Source organism: Phreatobacter sp. GW821-FHT04C01, assembly GCF_059420385.1.
In genome coordinates, this window is sequence record NZ_JBWKTP010000019.1 from 1 (window position 1) to 20,416 (window position 20,416).

Here is a 20,416-nt window from a genome sequence, read left to right on the forward strand (position 1 = left end):
GCCAGGCGAATGAACTCGCGCTTCAGATCCATCACCGAGACCCCCGTGAACGGCATCGCAGATCTCCTTTCGAGATCTCAACAGTGTCCACGATGTCTCCGAACGAATGTCCACGATGTCTCCCGTCCATACACCCGCCGGGGAGCGGTGAGGATGGTGGTTCCGGGCTGAGATTTCGACGGGCGACGCATTCACACTCATCTGAAAGATGTGTGCGGACGCTAGCCCGCAAGCGGGCGATGGTTCACGCGTGGTTTCGTGCATCATGACCTATTCGCCATTCGCAATTCGCCGTTCGCCCCAATTTCCTTTGCGCTAACCCGCCTCTGTCATCATTGCCCGCCTGGAGGCGAATGATGATCGCGATGGCCATCGAGGATTGTGCGGCCTGGCTGCACCAGCCGGCCGGACCGGCGAGGTCCGGTCGCGGCGTGGTGCTGGTGCCGGCGCTCGGTTTCGAGGAGCTCTGCGCACGCCGCACCCTGGCGATCATGGCCGACCGGCTGGCCCGGGCCGGCCTGCCGGCCTTGCGCTTCGACCTGCACGGCACGGCGGATTCGCTCGGCGATGAGACGGCGCCGGACCGGCTTGCCCGCTGGACCGCCGACACCCATCGGGCGATCGAGCGCCTCAAGCAGGACACGGGCGTCGACGAGGTCGTGCTGGTCGGCCTGCGCCTCGGCGCGCTGATCGCCGCTTCCGTCGCCGCCGAACGCGGCGACATCGCCGGCCTCGGCTTGCTGGCGCCGCCGGCCTCGGGCAAGGCCTATGCCCGCGAAACCGCGGCGCTCTCGCGCATCATCGCACCGCAGCCGGCCGATCCGGCCGGTGGCATCACGGTCGCGGGCTTTCGCCTGACCGAACCGACCGTCGCGGCGCTGAAGGGCTTCGACTGGCCGGCGGCCGCGCCTTGCCCACGCCTGTTGCTGGTGTCGCCCGGTGGCTCGGCGAAGCCCCTGGTCGAGCGCTTCACCGGTCCCGGCATCGCGCTGCAGCAGCTTGTCTTCGCCGGTTACGAGCGGATGATTTGCGATCCGACGGCCTCGGAAGCGCCCTTCGCCGTCATCGACGCCGTGGTCGCCTGGAGCGTGGAGGCCGCGCCGGCCGGACGTGGAGCGCGGGCCGCGGCGACCGTACCGGATATGCTGCGCACCGAGACCTTCACCGAGGAGGGCGTGACCTTCGGCCCCGCCGGCCGGCTGGCCGGCGTGCTCTGCCGGCCGCGCGAGGGCGACGGCCGCGTGATCGTCCTGACCAATTCCGGCGGCGTGCCGCATATCGGCTGGGCGCGCATGACCGTGACCTTCGCCCGGGCGCTGGCTGCTGAGGGCATCGCCTCGCTGCGCCTGGATTTCGCGGGCCTCGGCGACAGCCGCGCCGAAACCGAAGCGCCGACGCCGTTTTATTACGACACGGCGACGCCGGCCGATATCCGCGCCGCGGTCGATCTCCTGGTGGCGCGTGGCCTCGGACCCGCCACGGTCGCCGGCAATTGCAGCGGTGCCCACCATGCCTTTCACGCCGCGCTCGGCGACCCGCGCATCCAGGCGCTGGTGCTGACCAACCTACAATGCTTTGTCTGGGGACCGCGCTACAAGCTGCCGCTCGGCGCCTGGATGGCCGCCCTGCCGGTGAGCATCGACCTCAGGAAGCGTCAGGAGGACGAGGACCTCAGCGAGGCGGCGCGCCAGATGGCGCGCTGGAAGGAGCAGACCGTCGCGCTGGCCAAGCGTTACGCCAAGCCGGCGGTCCATGCCTTGCAGCAACTTGCCGCCCGGCTCAGCCGGCATGAGGCGACCGGCGATGCCGAGAACCCGGTGGCGGCCGGTTTCGAGGCGCTGTCGCGGCGCGGCACGCGCATCCTGCTCGCCTATAGCGAAGCCGATCCCGGCCTTGAGGAACTGGCACTCTACATGGGTCCGGATGGTATCGAGGCGACCCGGCTGGCCGGCGTCGGGAAACGGATCATCGCCGGCGCCGACCATCCGATGACACAGGGCCACGCGCGGGCGGAGTTGCTGGCTTTGATGCGGGACTTCATGGCCGACCGGGACGAAGCCAGGGCGGCGTGAGGCGCGCCGTCCGATCATGACGCCATGGTCTCCCGCCGCCTCGCCGCTTCCCGCGCATATGTGCAGTCTTGCCGTCATCATCGCCGATCGCAGATCGCGATCTCCGGAATAACCACGAGACTGTCCTGCGGGAGAATGCCGAGGGCGAACCGAGGAATACGGCCCGGAAAACGACGGTCAAACTGTAGCGATATCATCGGGCAGCATCGAATAGTATTGACGCAGCGAGTGGCGCTCCCTCTTGCCTGCCAATACGGAGATCGGCCATGTCCGCCGCCGCGCCGATGCCAGCAAGACGTGACTCGGTTCTGATCGATCTCGCCCTGCAGGGCGGCGGCTCGCATGGCGCCTTCACCTGGGGCGTACTCGACAGGTTGCTGCAGGAGCCCTGGCTCAGGATCGAGGGTATTTCCGGCACTTCGGCCGGCGCCATGAACGCGGCGGTGCTTGCGCATGGCTATGCCGGAGACGGCGCGGCGGGCGCGCGCGCGGCGCTGGAGGCGTTCTGGCGCAAGGTCTCGCAGGCCGCGCGCTTCAGCCCCTTCCAGCGCAGCCCGATCGACGTGATGCTCGGCCGCTGGACGCTCGACAATTCGCCGCTGTTTCTGACCATGGATATGATGGCGCGGGTCTTCTCGCCCTATGACCTGAACCCGCGGGGCACCAATCCGCTGCGCGACATCCTGACCGAAACTATCGATTTCCCCAGGCTTTCGGCTGGTTCGATCAAGCTCTTCGTCACCGCCACCAATGTTCGCACCGGCCGGGGCCGGGTGTTTCGCAATGACGAACTGACGCCGGACGTGCTTTTGGCCTCGGCCTGCCTGCCGACCATGTTCCAGGCCATTGATATCGACGGCGAAGGCTATTGGGACGGCGGCTATTCCGGCAATCCGACGATTACGCCGCTGGTGCGCGAATGTGACTCCCGGGACACGATCCTGGTTCCGATAAATCCGGTGGTGCGTGCGGGCACCCCGCGCTCCGCGCGCGACATCCTTGATCGTCTCAACGAAGTCTCCTTCAACGCCGTGCTGCTGAAGGAACTCAGGATGATCGCTTTGCTGCGCAAGGTCGCCGATCCCGGCGATGACGAGGGCGCGCGCTGGGCGGCGATGCGCATCCACAAGGTCGACAGCGAGGCGCTGGCCGATCTCGGCGCTTCCTCCAAGCTCAATGCCGAATGGGCTTTCCTGGAGATGCTGCGCGACCAGGGGATCAAGGCGGCCGAGGCTTTCCTCGCGACCAAGAGCGACGACCTCGGCCGCCGCTCGTCGCTGGATCTCGACATCCTGCTGCAAGGGGTCTGACGCATGGGGCTGGCGGGCATTCTGATCGGGCTCGGCCTGTTGATCTGGCTGGCGTTCCGCGGCTGGAGTGTGGTGTTGCTGGCGCCGGCCGCGGCTCTCCTTACCGCGCTGTTCGGCGGCGAGCCGCTTCTGGCGCATTGGACGCAGACCTTCATGGGGAGCGCCGCGCGTTTCCTGGCGCAGTTCTTTCCACTGTTCCTGCTCGGCGCCCTCTTCGGCAAACTGATGGAGGACAGTGGCTCGGTGTCGGCCATTGCCGATTTCATGGTGCAGCGACTTGGCCAGGCACGCGCCGTTCTCGCCGTCGTGCTGGCCGGCGCGCTGGTCACCTATGGCGGCGTCAGCCTGTTCGTCGCCTTCTTCGTGCTGGCGCCGATGGCACAAGAGCTGTTTCGCTCAGCCGGCATCCCCAGACGCCTGATGCCGGCTGCGATCGTGCTGGGGACATCGACCTTCACCATGTCGGCGCTGCCGGGAACGCCGTCGATCCAGAACGCCATTCCCATGCCGTTCTTCGGCACCACACCCTTTGCCGCGCCCGGCCTTGGCGTCATAGCCTCGCTGATCATGCTTGGCTTCGGCCTGTGGTGGCTGCAACGCAGCGAGGCCGCGGCGCGCAAGGCCGGCGAAGGTTTCGGTGAAGGCGTCCCGACCTCGGCCGAAAGGCTTGCCGGCGACCAGAAGCTGCGTGAGCGCGCCACCGCCGCGCGCGAGTTCGACCCTGCCGAGATCGGCCACGGCCAGCATGCCGAAACCGCGCCGCCGATCGGGCTGGCGGCGCTGCCGCTGGTCGTGGTGATCCTGGTCAATCTCACCATGTCGCTCATCATCCTGCCGGCGATGGATGTGGGCTTTCTGGCCGATCCGCGTTTCGGCGGGACATCCATGGCCGCCGTCGGGGGTGTCTGGGCGGTGGTGACCGCGCTTGCCTGTGCGATCGTCACCGTCGTCGCCGTCAATTTCCGCCGGCTGCCGACCTTGCGCGAAACGATGGATGCCGGCGCCAACGCTTCGGTGCTGCCGGTCGTCAGCGTCGCGAGCCTCGTCGGCTTCGGCGCCGTGGTCGCGGCGATGCCAGCCTTCAGCGTCGTGCGCGACTGGGTGCTGGGCATCGGCGGCGGGCCGCTCGTCTCGCTGGCCGTGGCGACCAACATTCTGGCCGCGCTCACCGGTTCGGCGTCGGGTGGCCTGACCATCGCGCTCGACGCGCTCGGCAGCACCTATATGGCACGGGCGGCCGAGATCGGCCTGAACCCGGCGTTGCTGCACCGCGTCGCCGTCATCGGCTCCGGCACCTTGGACAGCCTGCCGCATAACGGCGCCGTGGTCACTCTGCTTGCCGTCTGCGGCGCGACCCATCGCGAAAGCTATTTCGACATCGTCATGGTCGGGATTGTCGGGGCGATCATCGCCTTGGTCGCCGTCATCGCGCTCGGCTCGGCCTTCGGCTCGTTCTGATCGGGCCTCTGGAATCGGATCGGTGGTCGTAAAGTGGTCTTGTCGGGCAGGGCCTACTGGTGCTGTCGCCAAGGCCAATTATCGCCTAAGGAGCGCCGCCTCACCGGAAGGAAACCGTCCATGGCCGGCTCGGTCGATGCCCCCGATTGGTCCACCATTCCCGCGCCGCCTGACGACGGCGCGGCGCGCCACCTTCCCGGCAGCCCGGTTCCACCGGTCGCGCTTGCCGCAACCGATGGTGCGCGCGTCGACCTCTCGGCTCAGAACGGCCTGACGGTGGTCTACGCCTACCCGCGCACCGGCCGGCCCGGCACGGACAATCCTGAGGGCTGGGACATGATCCCCGGCGCGCGCGGCTGCACGCCGCAATCCTGCGCCTTCCGCGATCATTTCGGCGAGCTGAAGGCGCTCGGCGTCGACCATCTCTACGGCCTGTCGACGCAAGATCCGGCCTATCAGCGCGAGGCCGCGATACGCCTGCATCTGCCCTTCGCCATCCTGTCCGACGAGCATCTGGCGCTCACCATGGCCATGGCGCTGCCGACCTTCACGACTTCGGGCCTGACGCTGCTGAAGCGTTTCACCCTGGTCATCCGCGACGGCCGCGTCGAACATGTCTTTTATCCCGTGTTTCCGCCCGACCGGAACGCCGCCGATGTCATCGCCTGGCTGAAGCACAAGGCCTGACGCCCTGATGCCGCTAAATCCGCCTCCCGAACAAGGACTTCTCCCGTGAATGCGATGTTCCGCGGTCTCTCCGCTTTCCCGATCACGCCCGCCGACGCGGATGGCCGGGTCGATGCCGAGGCCCTGCAGCGGCTGGTCAGGCGGCTGACCGACGCCAAGGTCGATTCCATCGGCCTGCTCGGCAGCACCGGCACCTATCCCTATCTGAGCCGCGCCGAACGCCGCCGCGCGATCGTGGCGGCGGTCGCCGTGGCCAAGGGCAAGGCGCCGATCCTGGTCGGCTCGGGAGCGTTGCGCACCGACGAGGCGGTGGCGCTGGCGCGTGATGCCGAGGAAGCCGGCGCCGATGCGCTGCTGCTGGCCCCGGTGTCCTACACGCCGCTGACCGACCGCGAGGTCTTTGCGCATTTCGAGGCGGTGGCGGCGGCGGTGAAGCTGCCGGTCTGCATCTATAACAATCCCGGCACCACCCATTTCACCTTTTCCGCCGGACTGATCGCCCGGCTGAGCCGGATCGGCACGATCGCGGCGGTGAAGAACCCCGCGCCCGATGCCGGTCATGTCTTCGCCCAGCTCGAGGATCTGCGCGCGCGTGTCGGCCGCGATTTCTCGCTCGGCTTTTCCGGCGACTGGAAGGTGACGGAAACGCTGATCGCCGGGGCGGACGCCTGGTACAGCGTGGCCGGCGGCCTGTTCCCGGAACCCTGCATGGCGATCGTCCGGGCGGTGCGTGCCGGCAAGCCGGCCGAGGCGCGCAGGCTCAATGCCGAGCTGCAGCCGCTCTGGGACCTGTTCATCGCCCATTCGGGCCTGCGCGTCGTCTATGCCGCCGCCAATGCGCTCGGACTGGCCAAGGCCGCCCCGCCGCTGCCGATCCTGCCGCTCGAAGCCGATGCCGAACGTCAGGTGCGCGCGGTCGTGGAACGGCTGCGGCTGCGGTAGGCGAATGGTGGGTGGCGAATGGCGAATAGAGCATGATGCGAGAGGCTTCGCGCGTCGCATCGTGCCCCATTCGCCATTCGCTACTCCCCATTCGCTCCCTTCACCACCACCCGTTCCGGCTGCTTCAGCCGAACTCCCGTCTCGTCGGCAACCAGAGTGTGGACGTAGAAATAGGTCTCGCAGGCATCGCTCGCCTCCATGACGGGCGAGGGCGCCGAGACGATGGTGAGGCCCGCGCATTCGCCGATCCAGTCGAGATGCCGGTGGCCGTGCATGACCACGATCCGGTCGGCGAAGCGGCGCAGCCGCCGGACGAACCAACTGCCGTTGATCAGCGCCGTGCCGATGCGTTCCGACAGGGCCCGGGCGGGCATGGGATATTCGACCAGGTGGTGGTGCAGGCCCAGGATCCAGCGCGCGGCGGGATAGCGTGCGAGCGCGATCTCGACCGCCGCGACATCTTCGGCCGAGACCATGCCGAGCGCGTTGGTGAAGGAAAAATGGGTGTCGGCATTGGAGTTGAGCAGGATGACGCCGAGGCCGTCCTCGGTCGCCGGCGGCAGCACCAGGGGAAACACGTCGAGCCACAGATCGCTCAGCGACCGCGCATGCCGCCAGGAACCGGTATCGGCGAAACGCGTCAGGCTGGCGAGATGTGGTTTCAGCGCTGTGTTCAGCGTCGCGCCGAGCGCGCCCTTGTCGCGCTCGACCACCCGCATGCGGTCGCCCTGGATCGCGGCCATGGCCGACAGTGCGCGCAACAGGCGTAGCCGCTTGTTGGGACTGGTCGGCAGGTCGAGCCGGGCGGGATTGGCCCGGTCGACGACATTGACGTCGTGATTGCCCGGCAGGATGAGCATCAGTTCGGCCAGCCGGGGATGCTGCTGCAGCAGGTCGAAAAAGGCCGCCCATTCGGCCGAACGGCCGGCGTCGGTAATGTCGCCGGTCAGCACGATCCGGTCCAGCGGCTCGGCCGCGTGGACCAGTTCCAGCCGCTGCAGCAGCGCCGCGATCCGGCCATTGCCGCGCGGGCCGGAACGGCCGCTTTCGATGCGCAGGCCATAGGGCTCGCCGACCGCGTGGAGATCGGAGAGATGGGCGATACGCCAACGATGCCCGGGCGCGGCATCGGCGGCGAAATCGCCCAGCGCGCGGGGTTGCGGCATCGTGGTATCGGCGATCGACCAGACCAGTGCCGCGGCGGCGAGATAGGCGCCGATCAGCACCACCGAATTGGCCAGTGCGTTCATGGCGAGGCGATAGGGCGAGGCGAGATCGGCGATCTCGCCGACCCAGGACGAGCTCGGCCAGGCCGACAGCACGGCGGCGAGCGACAGGCCGCAGAGCACCAGGCCGGCCGCCGCCGAGGTCGTCGAGCGCAGTGTCGCGCGCGCCGCTTCGCTGGCATCGGCCGGCAGCAGCTTCTCGACGAAGTGCCTGAGCGTCTCGCGGCAGGCGACATAAAACGGCTGCACGGCGAGCGAATTCAGCTGCCAGAAATTGCTTTCCGCCGCGCGGAGCAGGGGCCGGCCGGCGAACCAGCCGATGCCGACCACCACCAGGAACAGTGCCAGCGCGCCGAGCCCGGCATAGGGCGAGGTGATCTTGTCCTGCAAGGTGGAGGCCCAGCCGAGCGCCACCTGGGGTGCCAGGCCGAGCACGATGCCCGGGCCGATGATCAGGATGAACCAGGCGGTGATCAGCTTGGGCAGGCTGATCTCGGCGACCAGCGTGCCGGCCAGCGCGAGCAGCGAGCGCCGCTTGGTGGAGAGCGCGTCGTCCTCGACATCGCCGCGGCGCGGATCGACGATCGGTCGCATCGTCCGCGGCCGGCGCACCTGCCGGTCCTGGACGGCAGCGTCAGGCGGCGCAGCGGGGCGCGATCCGGGCGCGGTCATCGGCGGGCCGGACGGCAGGTGAGGTGGGGCGGCGGCAAAACCATGACGGCGCGATTTGACCCCATCGCCGTGCCGCAGCGCAAGGACGATCTCGACGAGCCGCCGCCGCGGCCCCGCGCCGGCGGGTGCGACGGATCGCAGGGCCTTGACGATATCCAGGATCGTCGTGGTCGGCGGCATGGCTGGCGCGGACGCTCCGGTGGGCGCGGCACATCCGCGCGGCGACCGGAGCCTCGGCGCTCAGCATTGCGTCAACATGATGGGGCGAGTGGCGAGTGGCACGCGCGAACCCTCTCCCGCAAGCGGACGAGGGTTTACGCGCAGGGCGCTTTTCGCTTCATCTCTATTCGCTATTCGCTATTCGCTATTCGCCCATCCCGCTCCTCCGGCAGCCATTCCTCCAGCGTCACCTCGAAGGTCATGCAGATCGGATTGGCGCCGGCCACGAAGGGCCCGCCGTGAATGGCGCCGTCGGTGCCGGCCACCACGCCCGAGAGCGCCGCGCGCAGCGACCCGTCGGATTTCTCGCGCACCTCGCCGGCGAGGCTGACGATTTCGACTGCCGGGCCCTTCACCGCGACGAAGCCGCCGTCGCGGGTGGCCAGGCACGCGTCGACCAGGCTGCCCAGCGCGCCGCGCACAAAGGCATTGCGGAAGCCCTCCGCGAGGCAGAGCTTCTCGACGCCCTGCACCAGGTCTTCGTTCGGCGCGATGCGGGCATAGGCGACGCGGCCCATCCGGCCGGTTTCGACCGTCACGTCAGGCATGGATCGCGACCTTCAGGGGCTGCAGCAGGGGGATGTTGGTTTCGGCGTCATAAGCCTGCCTCAACTCGAAATCGTCGAGCGAGGTGACCAGCACCGGAATCGGTTCGGGCCCGACGATGCAGCTCTCGGTCAGGATATGGCCGCCCACCATGGCGCCGGCCTCGGTGCGGATGGCGGCGTGGCAATGCACCAGCGGGCTGCCCTTCAGGCTCCGGCCGATGGTCGCGTTGCCGAACACCATGAAGGCACGGCCGGCGGCGATCGGGCTGGTATAGGCGATCACCGCCCTTCCCGTGGGGTCGGGTGGCGCGACACAGTAGAGAAGATCGTCGAAGAAGCCGCCGAGAATGGTGGTCGAAGCCGAGGTGATGCCGTGGTCCGCGAGCGGGCCGACCAGCGCGTCGTGAAGGCTGAGGCCGGGCTGAAGCGCCAGGCGCAGGTGGCGCGCCGAAGCCGAGGCGAGGCTCTGGATGCGCACCGGGTTGAACCGGCCGGGATGGATCAGCGTGCGCGGCCGCGGGAAGGGCGCCGCCGCGATCACGCCAGGGCTCCTTCCCGAACGACGCCTTCTCGTTCCCGCGCGGCGCTTTCGCCATGCCGCGCCGGTTCGGCGGCGGCCGGCGGCATATGCCTGACGTCGGCCGCCCCGGGCAGCCGCTGGACCAGCGCCACGAAGGTCTCGACCGACAGGAGACCGTTCGGTCCGAACGAGATCGAGATCCGTGCCGGGCGACCGTCGTCTGTCGTCACGGTCGCTGTGCCCAGCCGGTAGTTCAGCCTGCGCAGGATGTCGAAGGCGCGCGGCAGGTCGTCGAGCGGCGTGTCGGTGCGAAAATCGATCCTGTGCATGGCGGTCTCTCCGGAGCCGACGGGAGGTTAGCGGAGCTGCCGCAGCAAGACTTACCGAATTTGCGGCTTCAGAGAGCCATACCGGAACGATCGTTTGGCGATGTCGATATTCGACGGTAAACTTGACCGCCATATTGCGCCGCAACAGATTGAGGTCGCCTTGTCCAGACCGCTCGACGCCATCGACCGCAAGATCCTGAGAGAGTTGCTGGCCGACGGCCGCCTGTCGATGAGCGAGCTGGCCGGCCGGGTCGGCCTGTCGACCAGCCCGTGCTGGCAGCGGGTCAAGCGGCTGGAGGAGGACGGCACGATCCAGGGTTATGCGGCGATCCTCGACCAGCAGCGCCTGGGCCTGACCGAGACCGTCATCATCGAGGTGACGCTGGAGCGCCATGACGATGAGGTGCTGGAGCGTTTCGGCGCCGCCATGGCGGCGCTGCCCGAGGTGCTCGAGGCCTATCTGACCACGGGCGAATACGATTACTTCATCAAGGTCGCGGTCAGCGGCACCGCCGGCTACGAAGAGTTTCTCAGGAAGAAACTCTACAAGATCCCGGGCGTGCGCCATTCACGCTCCTGCTTCGCGCTGAAATGCCTGAAGCGGAGCCTGTCGGTGGTGCCGGAAGGGTGAGGAGAGGCCAAGGTGCCGCTGGATCAAGGCTTCCGCAAAGGCAGAGGGTCTGCCGGTGCCCTTCGTTCGCGCGGCTCGGCGCTTCCGCATGCGCCCCAAAAATCCGCGCGATCCGGATGTCTCTTGCGCGATCCGGATTGCGCGCGTCGCCCATCTGCGCTCTCGTGACGCCATCAACGGTCGCGCAAGGCGGCCTCATCCTGGGGAGGATCGGATGGCGGAACTCGAAAAAGGCATTACCGAGGGCGGCACCGGCTATGCCGGCAAGACCTGGAACATTCTGGGCCAAGTCTATTTCCCGAAGGCGGTCTGCGAATCCACTTTCGCCTTCGAGACCAATAGCGAGCCCGGCCAGTTCGTGCCGGTGCATATCCACCCGACCCAGGAGGAGTTCATCCTGGTGCAGGAGGGCGTGCTCGACCTGAAGCTCGATGGCCAATGGGTCAAGGCCAAGGCCGGCGATCTCGTGCGCCTGCCGCGCGGCATTCCGCACGGTTATTTCAACAAGTCGGACAAGCCGGCCCGCGCGCTGTTCTGGGTGTCGCCCTCGCGCATGCTGGAGGAACTGTTCAACAACCTCCACAATGTCGCCGACCCGGAAGAGGTGGTGAAGATCTCGGCGCGCCACGAGGTCAATTTCCTGCCGCCCGAGGCCAACGCCTGAGGGCCTGGCCCTCCGTCGGCCGCCCTTCGAGATTTTCTCCTGAACCACCGCGCCATCTCGCCCCGGCGGGGCGAGCGACGGCAGCCGCAATGGACCGGCCGGCTGCCGGACGCCCCACTCGGCTGCGCCCGGCGCGCCGCGCAGCGGCGCGGCGACGGGCTCCGATTCCCCTGATTGAAGTGCCTTTTCCCAAACCCGCTCGAACGAGGGTCGGATCATGGTTGCGCAGAAGAACGTCTGCATCATCGGCGCCGGTATTTCCGGCCTGGTCGCGGCCAAGGTGTTCAAGGAACGCGGCCACCGGATCACCATTCTGGAACGCGGCGGCGATATCGGCGGCGTCTGGGAGCCCAGCCGCTCCTATCCCGATGTCCAGACCCAGAGCCCGAAGGAGCTCTATCGCTATACCAGCAAGGCCATGCCGTCCTCCTATCCGGAATGGCCCAGGGGGCCGCAGGTCCACCAATACCTGACGGAGTTCGCCGGGGATCACGACCTGACACCCCATCTCAGGCTGAACAGCAAGGTCGTCGCGATGGCGCGGCGGCCGGCCGGTCATCCGGGCTGGACGCTGGAGATTCAGGCCGGCAATGGTCCCGTGATGGCGGAAGCGTTCGATTTCGTCGTGGTCTGCACCGGCCAGTTCTCCGACAAGAACATCGTCGACCATCCCGGCGACCAGGATTTCGCCGCGGCCGGCGGCGCCATCATGCACTCCTCGGACTATACCGATCCGGCAACCGTCAAAGGCAAGCGCGTCATCGTGCTGGGCGGGTCGAAATCGGCCACCGACATCGCGGTCAACGCGGTCAAGGCGGGGGCCGCCTCGGTCACCAACGTCATGCGCGAGCCGCTCTGGCGCATCCCCTATTTCATCGGGGGGCTGATCAACTTCAAGCGTATCCTTTATGTCAGGGCCCAGGAGGACATGTTCGGCGGCTGGGCGCAGACGCGCCGGACGCGTTTCAACCACAGTCTCGCCAAGCCTTTCGTCTGGGCCAATTGGCGGGCGCTGGAGAGCCTGCTGAAGATCCAGCTGAAGCTGAAGAAATGCCGCATGGTGCCGGCGACGCCGATCGAGACCGCGATCAATTGCTCGATCCCGATCGCCACTCCGGACTATTACCCGATGGCGGCGGACGGGCGCGTTCATACGGTTCTGGGCACGATCCTGCGTTACGACGGCCGCACCGTGGTGCTCAGCGACGGCCAGCGGCTCGACACCGACGTCGTCGTCCAGGCAACCGGCTGGAAGCTCGGGGTGCCCTTCCTGCCCGATGAGTACCGGGCGAGGCTGGTCGAGCCCGACGGCCAGTACCGGCTCTACCGGCTGATCGCCAATCCCGATCTGCCCGACATGGGGTTCGTCGGCTTCAATTCGTCCTTCGCCACCGTGCTTTGCGCGGAAATGGGCGCCAACTGGCTGGTGCGCTATGCCGACGGCCAGCTCGCCCGCCAGCCGGGCGCCGCCGAGATGCGCGAGAATATCGACATGATGCTGCGCTGGAAACGCGAGGAGCGGCCGGCGGCGGGCGTCTATGGCGGGCTCTGCGTCGCGCCCTTCCATTTCAGGCATTTCGACGAATTGCTCGAGGATATCGGTGCGACGACCCGCCGGCGCAGCCCGCTGGTGGAGAAGTTTTCGCCACCCGATGCCGATGCCTTCGGCCACTATCTGGCCTCCGCGCCGCAATATCGGGCGAATGGCGAATAGCGAGTGGCGAATAAGGCATGATGCGAAACGCTGCGTGCAAACCCTCGCCGGCTCGCGGGAGAAGGTGGCGAGGGTTTACGCGCGCGGCGGGTTTCGCTTCATCCCCATCTCCCACTCCCCACCCGCCATCAGCCGGTCGCCCCTACCGCACCCTCCGCCGCGTCTGCGACGGCGCTTCGCCGTAACGCGCCGCATAGGCCGCTGCCGCGCGACCGGCATGGCCGAGGCCCGCCTGGACCATCAATTCGGTGACGCTTGCCTCTTCGCCTGAAACCATCAGCGCCGCGCGCAGCCGCTCCAGCCGGATCGCCTGCAGCCTTTCGGTCAGCGTCTCGCCGCGGTGGTGACGGAAGGTCTCCTGCAGTGCACGCAGGCTGGCGCCGGCAGCAAGCGCCACGTCGGCCATGGCGATCGGCTGCGCGGCATGCTCGATCAGGAAGGCTTCGGCCCGCCGGAGCACCGCCGGGCCGGGCAGAGCCGCGGGTTGTGCCAGCAGGTCCGAGCGGTCGTGCCGGAGCCCGGTCAGCATCAGCGTCGCCAGGCCGTCGCGCAGCAGCACCTGATAGGGCTCGGGCACAGGTGCCGGTCCGTCGGCGGCATCGAGCATGACCTGGACATGGCGGGCCAGCGCCCGGCCGACCGGACCGGTGAGGTCGACGCCGGCATCGAACTCGACCCGCTCGCAGGGGCGGCCGACCATGGCGCCGGCGAGCCGCTCCACCTCGTCGCGGCGGATCAGCACGATGATCTTCTCGCAGCCGTCCCGCCAGGTCATGCGCGTCGGCAGCGTCGGCGACAGGATCGAGGCGGAGCAGCCGGCCATCACCTCGGTCAGCCGGCTGCCGCAACGCACCCGCGCCGCACCCTTCACCGGCACCTGCAGCAGGAAGAAGCCGGAGAGCTCACCCGGGTCGATCTCGACCTCCGCGCCATAGGCGACGAAGTTCATCGAATAGCCGGCCTGGGGCGCGCTGTGGTGGCGGGCGTGGAAATGGCCGGGGCTGCGCGCCGTGGGGGTGAGGAAATGCGGGCAGAAGATCCGCCCGATCGCGTCGCGGGCCTCGTCGGGTGAGCGCGTGTCGACCGCCGCGAACCGCGCCAGAGGGGCATGTGCGGACGCATCAGCCGGCATGGCCTGACATCTCCTGGCACCGGCAAGCCCGGGCACGGGGCGGAACTATGCGGTGAAATACCGGCGGGGGGAAGCGGGCCGCCGCCTCGGTCGCGGCGGCGCGGCCTCAGCCCTTGCCGGCTTCCGCCGCCTTGGCGATCTCCTGGTTGCGCAGGATGAAGCGCTGCAGCTTGCCGCTCGGCGTCTTGGGCAGCTCGGTCACGAACGCGATCTCGCGCGGATAGGCATGGGCCGACAGGCGCTGCTTGACATAGTGGCTGAGCTCTTCGGCCAGCGCATCCGAGGGCGCGACGCCCTTCGCCAGCACGACGAAGGCCTTGACCAGCTCGGTGCGCTCCGGGTCCGGCTTGCCGATCACCGCGACCTCCACCACGGCGGGATGCTCGATCAGCGCGCTCTCCACGTCGAAGGGGCCGATGCGATAGCCCGACGAAGTGATGACATCGTCCGAGCGGCCGACAAAGGCGACGCCGCCGTCGGGGCCCATCTCCATGACGTCGCCGGTGCGGTAATAGCCGCCAGCGATCGCCGGCGTTTCCTGCTGCCAGTAGCCGGTGAACCACATCAGCGGTGAACGGGCGATGTCGACCGCGAGCACGCCCGGCTGATGGGCCGGCAGCTCGCGGCCGGCATCGTCCAGGATCGCCACGCGATAGCCGGGCAAGGGCAGGCCGGCCGCGCCGGGCCGCATCTCGTGGCGCAGCCGGTGATGATTGCACACCACCATACCGGTCTCGGTCTGGCCGTAATGGTCGAAGATCGGCACGGCGAGGTGCTCGGCGAACCAGCGGATCACCTCCGGGTTGAGCGGCTCGCCGGCACTGCTGACGACCCGCATCCGGCCCTTCGCAGCGGCCGCGGCCGCCGGTCCCGCCGCGATCAGCAGGCGATAGGCGGTGGGGGCACCGGCGAGATTGGTGATGCCGTATTTGGCGATGACGCGGTAAGTGTCCTGCACGGTGAAGGGGCCGTCATAGAACAGCGTGGCATGGCCGAGCATGAGCGGGCCGGTAACGGCGTAATAGAGGCCATAGGCCCAGCCGGGATCAGCGATGTTCCAGAACTGGTCCTCGGCGCGCAGGTCCACCGCTTCGCGCATATAGGCGGAGAAGCTGACGAGTGCGCGCAGCGGCACCGGCACACCCTTGGGCAAGCCGGTGGTGCCGGAGGTCGACATCATCAGGAACAGGTCGTCGCCGCGTCGCATGATCGGCGCGAAGCTGGCGGACTGCCGGTCGAGCTCGGCGCGGAAGTCGATGTCGCCGGCGCGCAGCGGCGCGTCGCCGTGACGCACCACGGCGGTGTCGAAGCGCAGGCCTTCGATCCCATCGAGCTTGGCCCGGTTCGCCGCGTCGGTGACCACCAGCCGGGCGCGGCTGGTTTTCAGCCGGTGCTCGATGGCTTTCGGCCCGAAGGCGGTGAACAGCGGCTGGTAGACCGCGCCGGCGCGCCAGGTGCCGAGAATGGTGACGATGAGTTCGGGTGTGCGGGGCAGCAGGCCTGCGACCACGTCGCCAGGTTTGATGCCGCGGCCGACGAGCAAATTGGCGAAGCGGGCGGAGAGCGCCTGGAGCTCGGCGAAGGTGAAGCTGGCGCTGCGGCCGTCCTGGGCCTCCCAGTAGAGTGCGACGCGGCCGGTCCCGGCGTGGCGATCGCAGCATTCGACGCAGGCGTTGAGGCCATCCGACAGACTGCCGTCGAGTGCGGTGGCGAGGGCATCGAAATCGAAGGCCGCGGCCGCCTGTGCGTAGTCGGGCAGGGCTTCGGCACCGGTCTTGTCGAGCGCGTGTACCATGTCGTTCTCTCCCGGTTCTTTCGCTCTCTTGAGACGCGTCGCCGCGCCGGAGCCTGGTTGCTCGACTATACCGCAACGGCCCGGAATGTGATGACCCCGGCGACCGCGACCTCACGCTGATCTTGCCTCATGAACCACCGGCCGGGGAGCTGGCCATGGGGCAGGGGGCTGCGACTGGATGCTGGAGAGGTCGGCCGCGGCTATCGACGGCCGGCCGGGACAAGGGCACATTAAGTGTCTATGCGCCTTCCGGTTGAAATGGCCGCTCGAGCGCGTCTAATTGTCGTTGTCGATATCATTGCAGCGGCCCTTCATGCAGGACAATCACGCCAAGCGACACCTCGCTTCCATCTTGGTCACGACGCTCTGCATCGGTGTGATCATCGCCAGTTGGCCGCTGACAGTCCGCCTGTTGTCTCCGGAGGCGAGGTTGCCGCTGACCTTTCCCTTCGGCCAACTGGGGCTGGCTCTGGCCTGCGCGGCGATGTCCGCGTCGCTCTTGATGGACATCCCCTTGATCCGAAAAGAGTGGCGGAACGCCAAGTATTCCGCGCAGTTTGGAACGCCGGCGGCAAGACAAGACGGGATGGTTTTCGGCGTCTTGGCCGCGCTCTATATCGTTCTGTTCGGGATGAACATCGCGATGCCCTCGGTTCTCAATATCCCGATGTCTCCACGGGCCGACCGACCCGAGACAATGCTCGTCCGGAAGCCTGTACCCGCTGCGGAATCGGGCGAGGTCTTGTGGGCGCCGAACCACTGGACCCCGCCTTTGCCTCAATCGCCAGATCCTGGCCGGAGCCGAGACGCCAATTGAGCGGGCCGCCGCGCTAGCTGCCCACGGCGGGGCTCGCCCGCTTCACCGGCGCCTCGACCTCGGGCGTCCAGCCCAGCGCGCGCGAAATGGTCTCGGCGGTTTCGGCGACCAGCGGGCCCAGCACCGGCACGCGGGCATCGGTGATGCGTTCGCGCGGGCCGGAGACGCTGATGGAGGCGAAGACCGAGCCGCCGGCGTCGCGGATCGGCGCGCCCACGCATTGCAGGTTGGGCTGGTGCTCGCTGCGGTCGATCGAATAGCCGCGCGCCCGGGTCTCCGCGAGATCGCGGCGCAGCGCCTCCGGCTCGGTGATGGTCGATGGCGTGTAGCGTTTGAGGCCGGCGGCGACCACCTGGTCGAAGGTGGCGAGATCGCGGAAGGCCAGGATCGCCTTGCCGACGCCGGTGCAATAGCAGGGCGCGCCTTCGATGGTCATGATCAGCGAGCTCGGACCGGATTCCAGCTCCTTGCGGTCGACATAGACGGCGTGCAGTCCGTCGAACAGGCAGAGATGCACCACTTCGCCGGAGAGCTTGGCGAGCCCGTCGACATAAGGCTGCGCCTCGCGGTGCAGGTCGAGATTGGCCAGGAACATGCTGCCGAGCTCGAACAGCTTGAGGCCGAGCCGGTAACGGTCGCGGCCGCGCGCCTGCTCGATGAAGCCGATCTCCTTCATGCTGGCGAGCAGGCGATGCGTGGTCGCCTTGGGAAAGCCGGTGCGGGCGTGAATGTCGGCCAGCCCCAGCGTGCGGTGCTGCACCGAGAAGCACTGCAGGATGCGCGCCATCTTGGTGAGCGACTGCACCTGGTCCTTGGCCGAAGATCCGCTCGCCGTTCCGCCGCTCACGTCTGCCCTCTCGGCCATCTGGTCATGGGGCCGCTCCCCGGCCATGCACAGCCTTCATAGCCGATATTGCAGGCTAGGAAAATCGGAATTGGCCCTTGACCAATGTCCATTTCGGCTGTTGAGTTCTGCTATCCGGAATAAGAGTCCCAATCGGACCTGTGGAAACCCAAGGAACCTCTCCGATGACTTCGAAACTCTATGGCGTCATTCCGCCCATGACCACGCCCTTCCGTGCGGATGGAGACATGGTGCTGAGCGCGGTCAAGGCGCAGGTCGACTTCCTGGTCGAGGCCGGCTCGCACGGCCTGGCGGCCGGCGGCTCGACCGGCGAGGGCCATGCCCTCGATCACGAGGAATATCGCGACCTGATGGCCGAGACGGTGAGCGCCACCGCCGGCCGCATCCCCGTCATCGCCGGCATCATCGTCGATTCCACCCGCGACGCGGTCCGCCGCGGCAAGGCGGTGCGCGATCTCGGCGTCGCGGCGCTGCAGGTCACCCCGGTGCACTACCTGTTCAAACCCGACGACGACGCCATGGTCCGCCATTTCCGCACCATGGCTGATGAGACCGGCATGCCGATCATCATCTACAACGTCGTGCCCTGGAGCTATCTGTCGCCGGCGCTCTTGATCCGCATCATGACCGAGGTGCCGCTGGTCATTGGCGTCAAGCAGAGCGCCGGCGACCTCAAGCTGTTCGCCGACCTGATGCTCAACGCGCCGAAGGACAAGCTGATCTTCTCGGCCGTCGATGCGCTGATGTATTCGTCCTACACGCTGGGAGCGGCCGGCTCGATCGCCGCCATCCTGTCGGCGGCGCCAAAGGCTTCCGTCGATCTCTGGGACGCGGTCAAGGCCGGCGACCATGCCACGGCGCACGACCTGCACCGCAAGCTGCTGGTGCTGTGGAACGCCATGATCGCCGACAACCTGCCGGCCTGCACCAAGTTCGCGCAAACGCTGCAAGGCGTGCCGGCCATGCTGCCGCGCCAGCCCATGCCGGTGGCCTCCGCCGCGCAGCAGGCGGCGGTGACCAAGGCGTTGCAGGGATTGGGGATCAAGGATCTGCGCACGGACGCGCTGAAGGGCGCGGCCTGAGGCGGAAGCGTCAACCCTCGCCCGGCAGCTCATAGCATCGAGCGAAGGCGAGATGCGTTCGCACTCGCTATGCGCCGCCACTCTCTCCCGCAGGCGGGCAGGGGTTTGCGCATATCCTGCGCGCCCCGCCGGGGAGAGGTGAAAGTTGAGCCTTCGAAACCGAACAGCGCATTCCGAAGAACGGCTGCCCCACGTGCAATACCGGTGGGTCGAGCCATCCTCCGGCCCCTCTTCAAGACAATGAAAAATAGCCCCTGAAAACAGGGGTTTATGGGACGAAACGGAATCAGGGAGGGAGCGATGACGCTCACGAGACGGACATTCACGGCCGGTGCCGCGCTGGCGGGCCTCTCCGCGCCGGCGCTGGCCCAGACCTTCCAGCGCGATATCACGCTGGTGGTGCCCTGGGCCGCCGGCGGCGGCACCGACACGCTCGCCCGCACGCTGGTGAAGAACGCCAAGCAGCATATTGGCGTCAACGTCAACGTCGTGAACCGCACCGGCGGCACCGGGGCGGTCGGCATGCAATCGGTCGCGGCGGCGCGGCCCGACGGCTATACGGTCGGGCTCGTCACCTTCCACCTCTCGGCCTACCGGCTGATGGGGCTGAGCCAGCTCAGCTATCGCGACTTCCAGCCGCTGGCGCTGTTGAACCGCACGCCGGCAGCCTTCAGCGTCAAGGCGGATTCGCCGTTCAAGACGCTGAAGGACCTGGTCGACTACGCCAAGGCCAATCCCGGCGTGGTGACCGTGGCCAATAGCGGCGCCGGCGCCAACACCCACCTGTCGGCCGCGGTGCTGGCCAAGAACACCGGCATCCGGCTGAGCTTCGTGCCCTTCGACGGCGGCGCGCCGGCCCGCACCGCCATGGTCGGCGGCCATGTCTCGGCGCTGGTCTCCGGACCGGACGAGGTGCTGCAATATGTCAAGACCGGGCAGGTCCGTTTCCTCGCCATGGTCGGCGAGCAGCGCCATCCGAGCTTTCCCGACGTGCCGACGGTGGCAGAGGCCGGCTTCCCGATCCAGAACGTCATCTATGACTGGCGCGGCATCGCCGGCCCGAAGAGCCTGCCGGCGGACATCGCCAAGGCCCTGAACGACGGTTTCGCCAAGATGGCCAACGACCCCGACTTCATCGCCCTGATGGACCAGGTGGCACTGCCGCGCGTCTATATGAACGGCGCCGATTTCGGCACATTCCTCGCCGGCATGGAGACTGCCCTGCAGCCGGCCCTGGCGGAAGTCGGGCTGCTCAAGACATGAGCGGCACCCGTCTCAAGCGGATGACCGTGCCGGACCTGGTCGCCGCCGGCCTCGCCTTCGCGGCGGCGGCCTGGGCGGTGATCGAGTCAGGCCGATGGCCGGCGCCCGAATTCATCGGCGGGCCGGCGGTGGTGCCACGGGTCATCGCGGTCGTCCTGTTCGTCGCCGCCGCGGTCCTCGGCTGGAACGCGCTGAAAGGCCGCTCCGAGGTGATCGAGGAGCCGCTCGACGGGGCCAAGAAGCAGCGCCTCGGCCTCATGCTGGTGGTGACCGGGGCCTATGCCGCGGCGCTCGAGCCCTTCGGCTTCCTGCCGGCGACCATGGTCTATCTCGCGGTCTTCGCGCTGGTGCTCGGCATGCGCCGCTGGCCGACGATCGCAGGCTACGCGGTGGGCCTGCCCGCCGCCTTCCATCTCGTCTTCAGCACCGTGCTGAAAGTGCCACTGCCGCCGGCGGCCTGGCCGTTCTGA

The 20,416-nt window shown here is 67.9% G+C and carries 19 protein-coding genes; 12 read left to right on the forward strand and 7 right to left on the reverse strand.

What is annotated here, in order from left to right:
- The first annotated feature begins 356 nt into the window (after positions 1–356).
- The 5 genes from AC07WJ_RS36110 to AC07WJ_RS36130 all read left to right on the forward strand — a co-directional run bounded on the left by AC07WJ_RS36110 (position 357) and on the right by AC07WJ_RS36130 (position 6,469).
- Positions 357–2,072, forward strand: coding sequence for a serine aminopeptidase domain-containing protein (locus tag AC07WJ_RS36110; protein ID WP_494939578.1), 1,716 nt, complete (start codon positions 357–359; stop codon positions 2,070–2,072).
- A gap of 266 nt (positions 2,073–2,338) precedes the next feature.
- Positions 2,339–3,382 (forward strand): patatin-like phospholipase family protein, encoded by a 1,044-nt coding sequence (locus AC07WJ_RS36115; protein WP_494939579.1) that lies wholly within the window; start codon positions 2,339–2,341, stop codon positions 3,380–3,382.
- 3 nt (positions 3,383–3,385) lie between these two features.
- A complete protein-coding gene (locus AC07WJ_RS36120) occupies positions 3,386–4,840 on the forward strand; it encodes a GntP family permease (protein WP_494939580.1) in 1,455 nt (484 codons plus the stop codon).
- A 120-nt stretch (positions 4,841–4,960) separates the two neighbouring features.
- Positions 4,961–5,527: a peroxiredoxin gene (locus AC07WJ_RS36125; protein ID WP_494939581.1), complete on the forward strand. Its 567-nt coding sequence runs from the start codon at positions 4,961–4,963 to the stop codon at positions 5,525–5,527.
- Positions 5,528–5,581: 54 nt separating this feature from the next.
- The gene (locus AC07WJ_RS36130) at positions 5,582–6,469 is read left to right on the forward strand and encodes a dihydrodipicolinate synthase family protein (RefSeq protein WP_494939629.1); all 888 of its coding nucleotides are present in this window, start codon (positions 5,582–5,584) and stop codon (positions 6,467–6,469) included.
- An 80-nt stretch (positions 6,470–6,549) separates the two neighbouring features.
- On the opposite strand, the gene AC07WJ_RS36135 is transcribed toward AC07WJ_RS36130, so the two are convergent.
- From AC07WJ_RS36135 to AC07WJ_RS36150, 4 genes are all read right to left on the reverse strand, one after another.
- Complete coding sequence (locus AC07WJ_RS36135; RefSeq protein ID WP_494939582.1) at positions 6,550–8,547, reverse strand: metallophosphoesterase family protein; 1,998 nt, start codon at positions 8,545–8,547, stop codon at positions 6,550–6,552.
- A gap of 170 nt (positions 8,548–8,717) precedes the next feature.
- Positions 8,718–9,134: a PPC domain-containing DNA-binding protein gene (locus AC07WJ_RS36140; protein WP_494939583.1), complete on the reverse strand. Its 417-nt coding sequence runs from the start codon at positions 9,132–9,134 to the stop codon at positions 8,718–8,720.
- Positions 9,127–9,675 carry a PPC domain-containing DNA-binding protein gene (locus AC07WJ_RS36145; RefSeq protein ID WP_494939584.1) on the reverse strand — a complete coding sequence of 183 codons (549 nt, stop codon included), beginning with the start codon at positions 9,673–9,675 and terminating at the stop codon, positions 9,127–9,129. Before AC07WJ_RS36145 ends, AC07WJ_RS36140 begins: the two co-directional genes overlap by 8 nt.
- Positions 9,672–9,983: a hypothetical protein gene (locus AC07WJ_RS36150; RefSeq protein WP_494939585.1), complete on the reverse strand. Its 312-nt coding sequence runs from the start codon at positions 9,981–9,983 to the stop codon at positions 9,672–9,674. The genes AC07WJ_RS36145 and AC07WJ_RS36150 overlap by 4 nt, the downstream gene beginning before the upstream one ends.
- Before the next feature lie 160 nt (positions 9,984–10,143).
- On the opposite strand from AC07WJ_RS36150, the gene AC07WJ_RS36155 reads away from it, so the two are divergent.
- The 3 genes from AC07WJ_RS36155 (at position 10,144) to AC07WJ_RS36165 (ending at position 12,992) form a co-directional block, all read left to right on the forward strand.
- A complete protein-coding gene (locus AC07WJ_RS36155) occupies positions 10,144–10,614 on the forward strand; it encodes an Lrp/AsnC family transcriptional regulator (protein ID WP_494939586.1) in 471 nt (156 codons plus the stop codon).
- A 214-nt stretch (positions 10,615–10,828) separates the two neighbouring features.
- Positions 10,829–11,278, forward strand: a complete 450-nt coding sequence (locus AC07WJ_RS36160; protein WP_494939587.1) for a cupin domain-containing protein — start codon at positions 10,829–10,831, stop codon at positions 11,276–11,278.
- Between the two features lie 217 nt (positions 11,279–11,495).
- Entirely contained in the window at positions 11,496–12,992 is a 1,497-nt protein-coding gene (locus AC07WJ_RS36165; RefSeq protein WP_494939588.1) for a flavin-containing monooxygenase, read from the forward strand.
- Between the two features lie 142 nt (positions 12,993–13,134).
- Here AC07WJ_RS36165 and AC07WJ_RS36170 read toward each other — a convergent pair whose 3' ends face one another.
- Together AC07WJ_RS36170 and AC07WJ_RS36175 are read right to left on the reverse strand one after the other, a co-directional pair.
- On the reverse strand, positions 13,135–14,124 hold the full coding sequence (locus AC07WJ_RS36170) for an AraC family transcriptional regulator (RefSeq protein WP_494939589.1): 990 nt from the start codon (positions 14,122–14,124) through the stop codon (positions 13,135–13,137).
- Positions 14,125–14,230: 106 nt separating this feature from the next.
- Entirely contained in the window at positions 14,231–15,919 is a 1,689-nt protein-coding gene (locus AC07WJ_RS36175) for an AMP-binding protein (RefSeq protein WP_494939590.1), read from the reverse strand.
- Positions 15,920–16,232: 313 nt separating this feature from the next.
- On the opposite strand from AC07WJ_RS36175, the gene AC07WJ_RS36180 reads away from it, so the two are divergent.
- Positions 16,233–16,736 carry a hypothetical protein gene (locus AC07WJ_RS36180; RefSeq protein ID WP_494939591.1) on the forward strand — a complete coding sequence of 168 codons (504 nt, stop codon included), beginning with the start codon at positions 16,233–16,235 and terminating at the stop codon, positions 16,734–16,736.
- 13 nt (positions 16,737–16,749) lie between these two features.
- Here AC07WJ_RS36180 and AC07WJ_RS36185 read toward each other — a convergent pair whose 3' ends face one another.
- On the reverse strand, positions 16,750–17,583 hold the full coding sequence (locus AC07WJ_RS36185) for an IclR family transcriptional regulator (protein ID WP_494939592.1): 834 nt from the start codon (positions 17,581–17,583) through the stop codon (positions 16,750–16,752).
- Positions 17,584–17,765: 182 nt separating this feature from the next.
- Between AC07WJ_RS36185 and AC07WJ_RS36190 the strand changes: the two genes are divergently transcribed.
- The 3 genes from AC07WJ_RS36190 to AC07WJ_RS36200 all read left to right on the forward strand — a co-directional run bounded on the left by AC07WJ_RS36190 (position 17,766) and on the right by AC07WJ_RS36200 (position 20,416).
- Positions 17,766–18,683, forward strand: coding sequence for a dihydrodipicolinate synthase family protein (locus tag AC07WJ_RS36190; protein WP_494939593.1), 918 nt, complete (start codon positions 17,766–17,768; stop codon positions 18,681–18,683).
- 300 nt (positions 18,684–18,983) lie between these two features.
- Positions 18,984–19,946 (forward strand): Bug family tripartite tricarboxylate transporter substrate binding protein, encoded by a 963-nt coding sequence (locus AC07WJ_RS36195; protein ID WP_494939594.1) that lies wholly within the window; start codon positions 18,984–18,986, stop codon positions 19,944–19,946.
- On the forward strand, positions 19,943–20,416 hold the full coding sequence (locus AC07WJ_RS36200) for a tripartite tricarboxylate transporter TctB family protein (protein ID WP_494939595.1): 474 nt from the start codon (positions 19,943–19,945) through the stop codon (positions 20,414–20,416). Before AC07WJ_RS36195 ends, AC07WJ_RS36200 begins: the two co-directional genes overlap by 4 nt.

Coding starts and splice junctions, on each gene's coding strand:
- AC07WJ_RS36110 (WP_494939578.1), top strand. CDS start 357: ATGATCGCGATGGCCATCGAGGATTGTGCGGCCTGGCTGCACCAGCCG.
- AC07WJ_RS36115 (WP_494939579.1), top strand. CDS start 2,339: ATGTCCGCCGCCGCGCCGATGCCAGCAAGACGTGACTCGGTTCTGATC.
- AC07WJ_RS36120 (WP_494939580.1), top strand. CDS start 3,386: ATGGGGCTGGCGGGCATTCTGATCGGGCTCGGCCTGTTGATCTGGCTG.
- AC07WJ_RS36125 (WP_494939581.1), top strand. CDS start 4,961: ATGGCCGGCTCGGTCGATGCCCCCGATTGGTCCACCATTCCCGCGCCG.
- AC07WJ_RS36130 (WP_494939629.1), top strand. CDS start 5,582: ATGTTCCGCGGTCTCTCCGCTTTCCCGATCACGCCCGCCGACGCGGAT.
- AC07WJ_RS36135 (WP_494939582.1), bottom strand. CDS start 8,547: ATGCCGCCGACCACGACGATCCTGGATATCGTCAAGGCCCTGCGATCC.
- AC07WJ_RS36140 (WP_494939583.1), bottom strand. CDS start 9,134: ATGCCTGACGTGACGGTCGAAACCGGCCGGATGGGCCGCGTCGCCTAT.
- AC07WJ_RS36150 (WP_494939585.1), bottom strand. CDS start 9,983: ATGCACAGGATCGATTTTCGCACCGACACGCCGCTCGACGACCTGCCG.
- AC07WJ_RS36160 (WP_494939587.1), top strand. CDS start 10,829: ATGGCGGAACTCGAAAAAGGCATTACCGAGGGCGGCACCGGCTATGCC.
- AC07WJ_RS36165 (WP_494939588.1), top strand. CDS start 11,496: ATGGTTGCGCAGAAGAACGTCTGCATCATCGGCGCCGGTATTTCCGGC.
- AC07WJ_RS36170 (WP_494939589.1), bottom strand. CDS start 14,124: ATGCCGGCTGATGCGTCCGCACATGCCCCTCTGGCGCGGTTCGCGGCG.
- AC07WJ_RS36175 (WP_494939590.1), bottom strand. CDS start 15,919: ATGGTACACGCGCTCGACAAGACCGGTGCCGAAGCCCTGCCCGACTAC.
- AC07WJ_RS36180 (WP_494939591.1), top strand. CDS start 16,233: ATGCAGGACAATCACGCCAAGCGACACCTCGCTTCCATCTTGGTCACG.
- AC07WJ_RS36190 (WP_494939593.1), top strand. CDS start 17,766: ATGACTTCGAAACTCTATGGCGTCATTCCGCCCATGACCACGCCCTTC.
- AC07WJ_RS36195 (WP_494939594.1), top strand. CDS start 18,984: ATGACGCTCACGAGACGGACATTCACGGCCGGTGCCGCGCTGGCGGGC.
- AC07WJ_RS36200 (WP_494939595.1), top strand. CDS start 19,943: ATGAGCGGCACCCGTCTCAAGCGGATGACCGTGCCGGACCTGGTCGCC.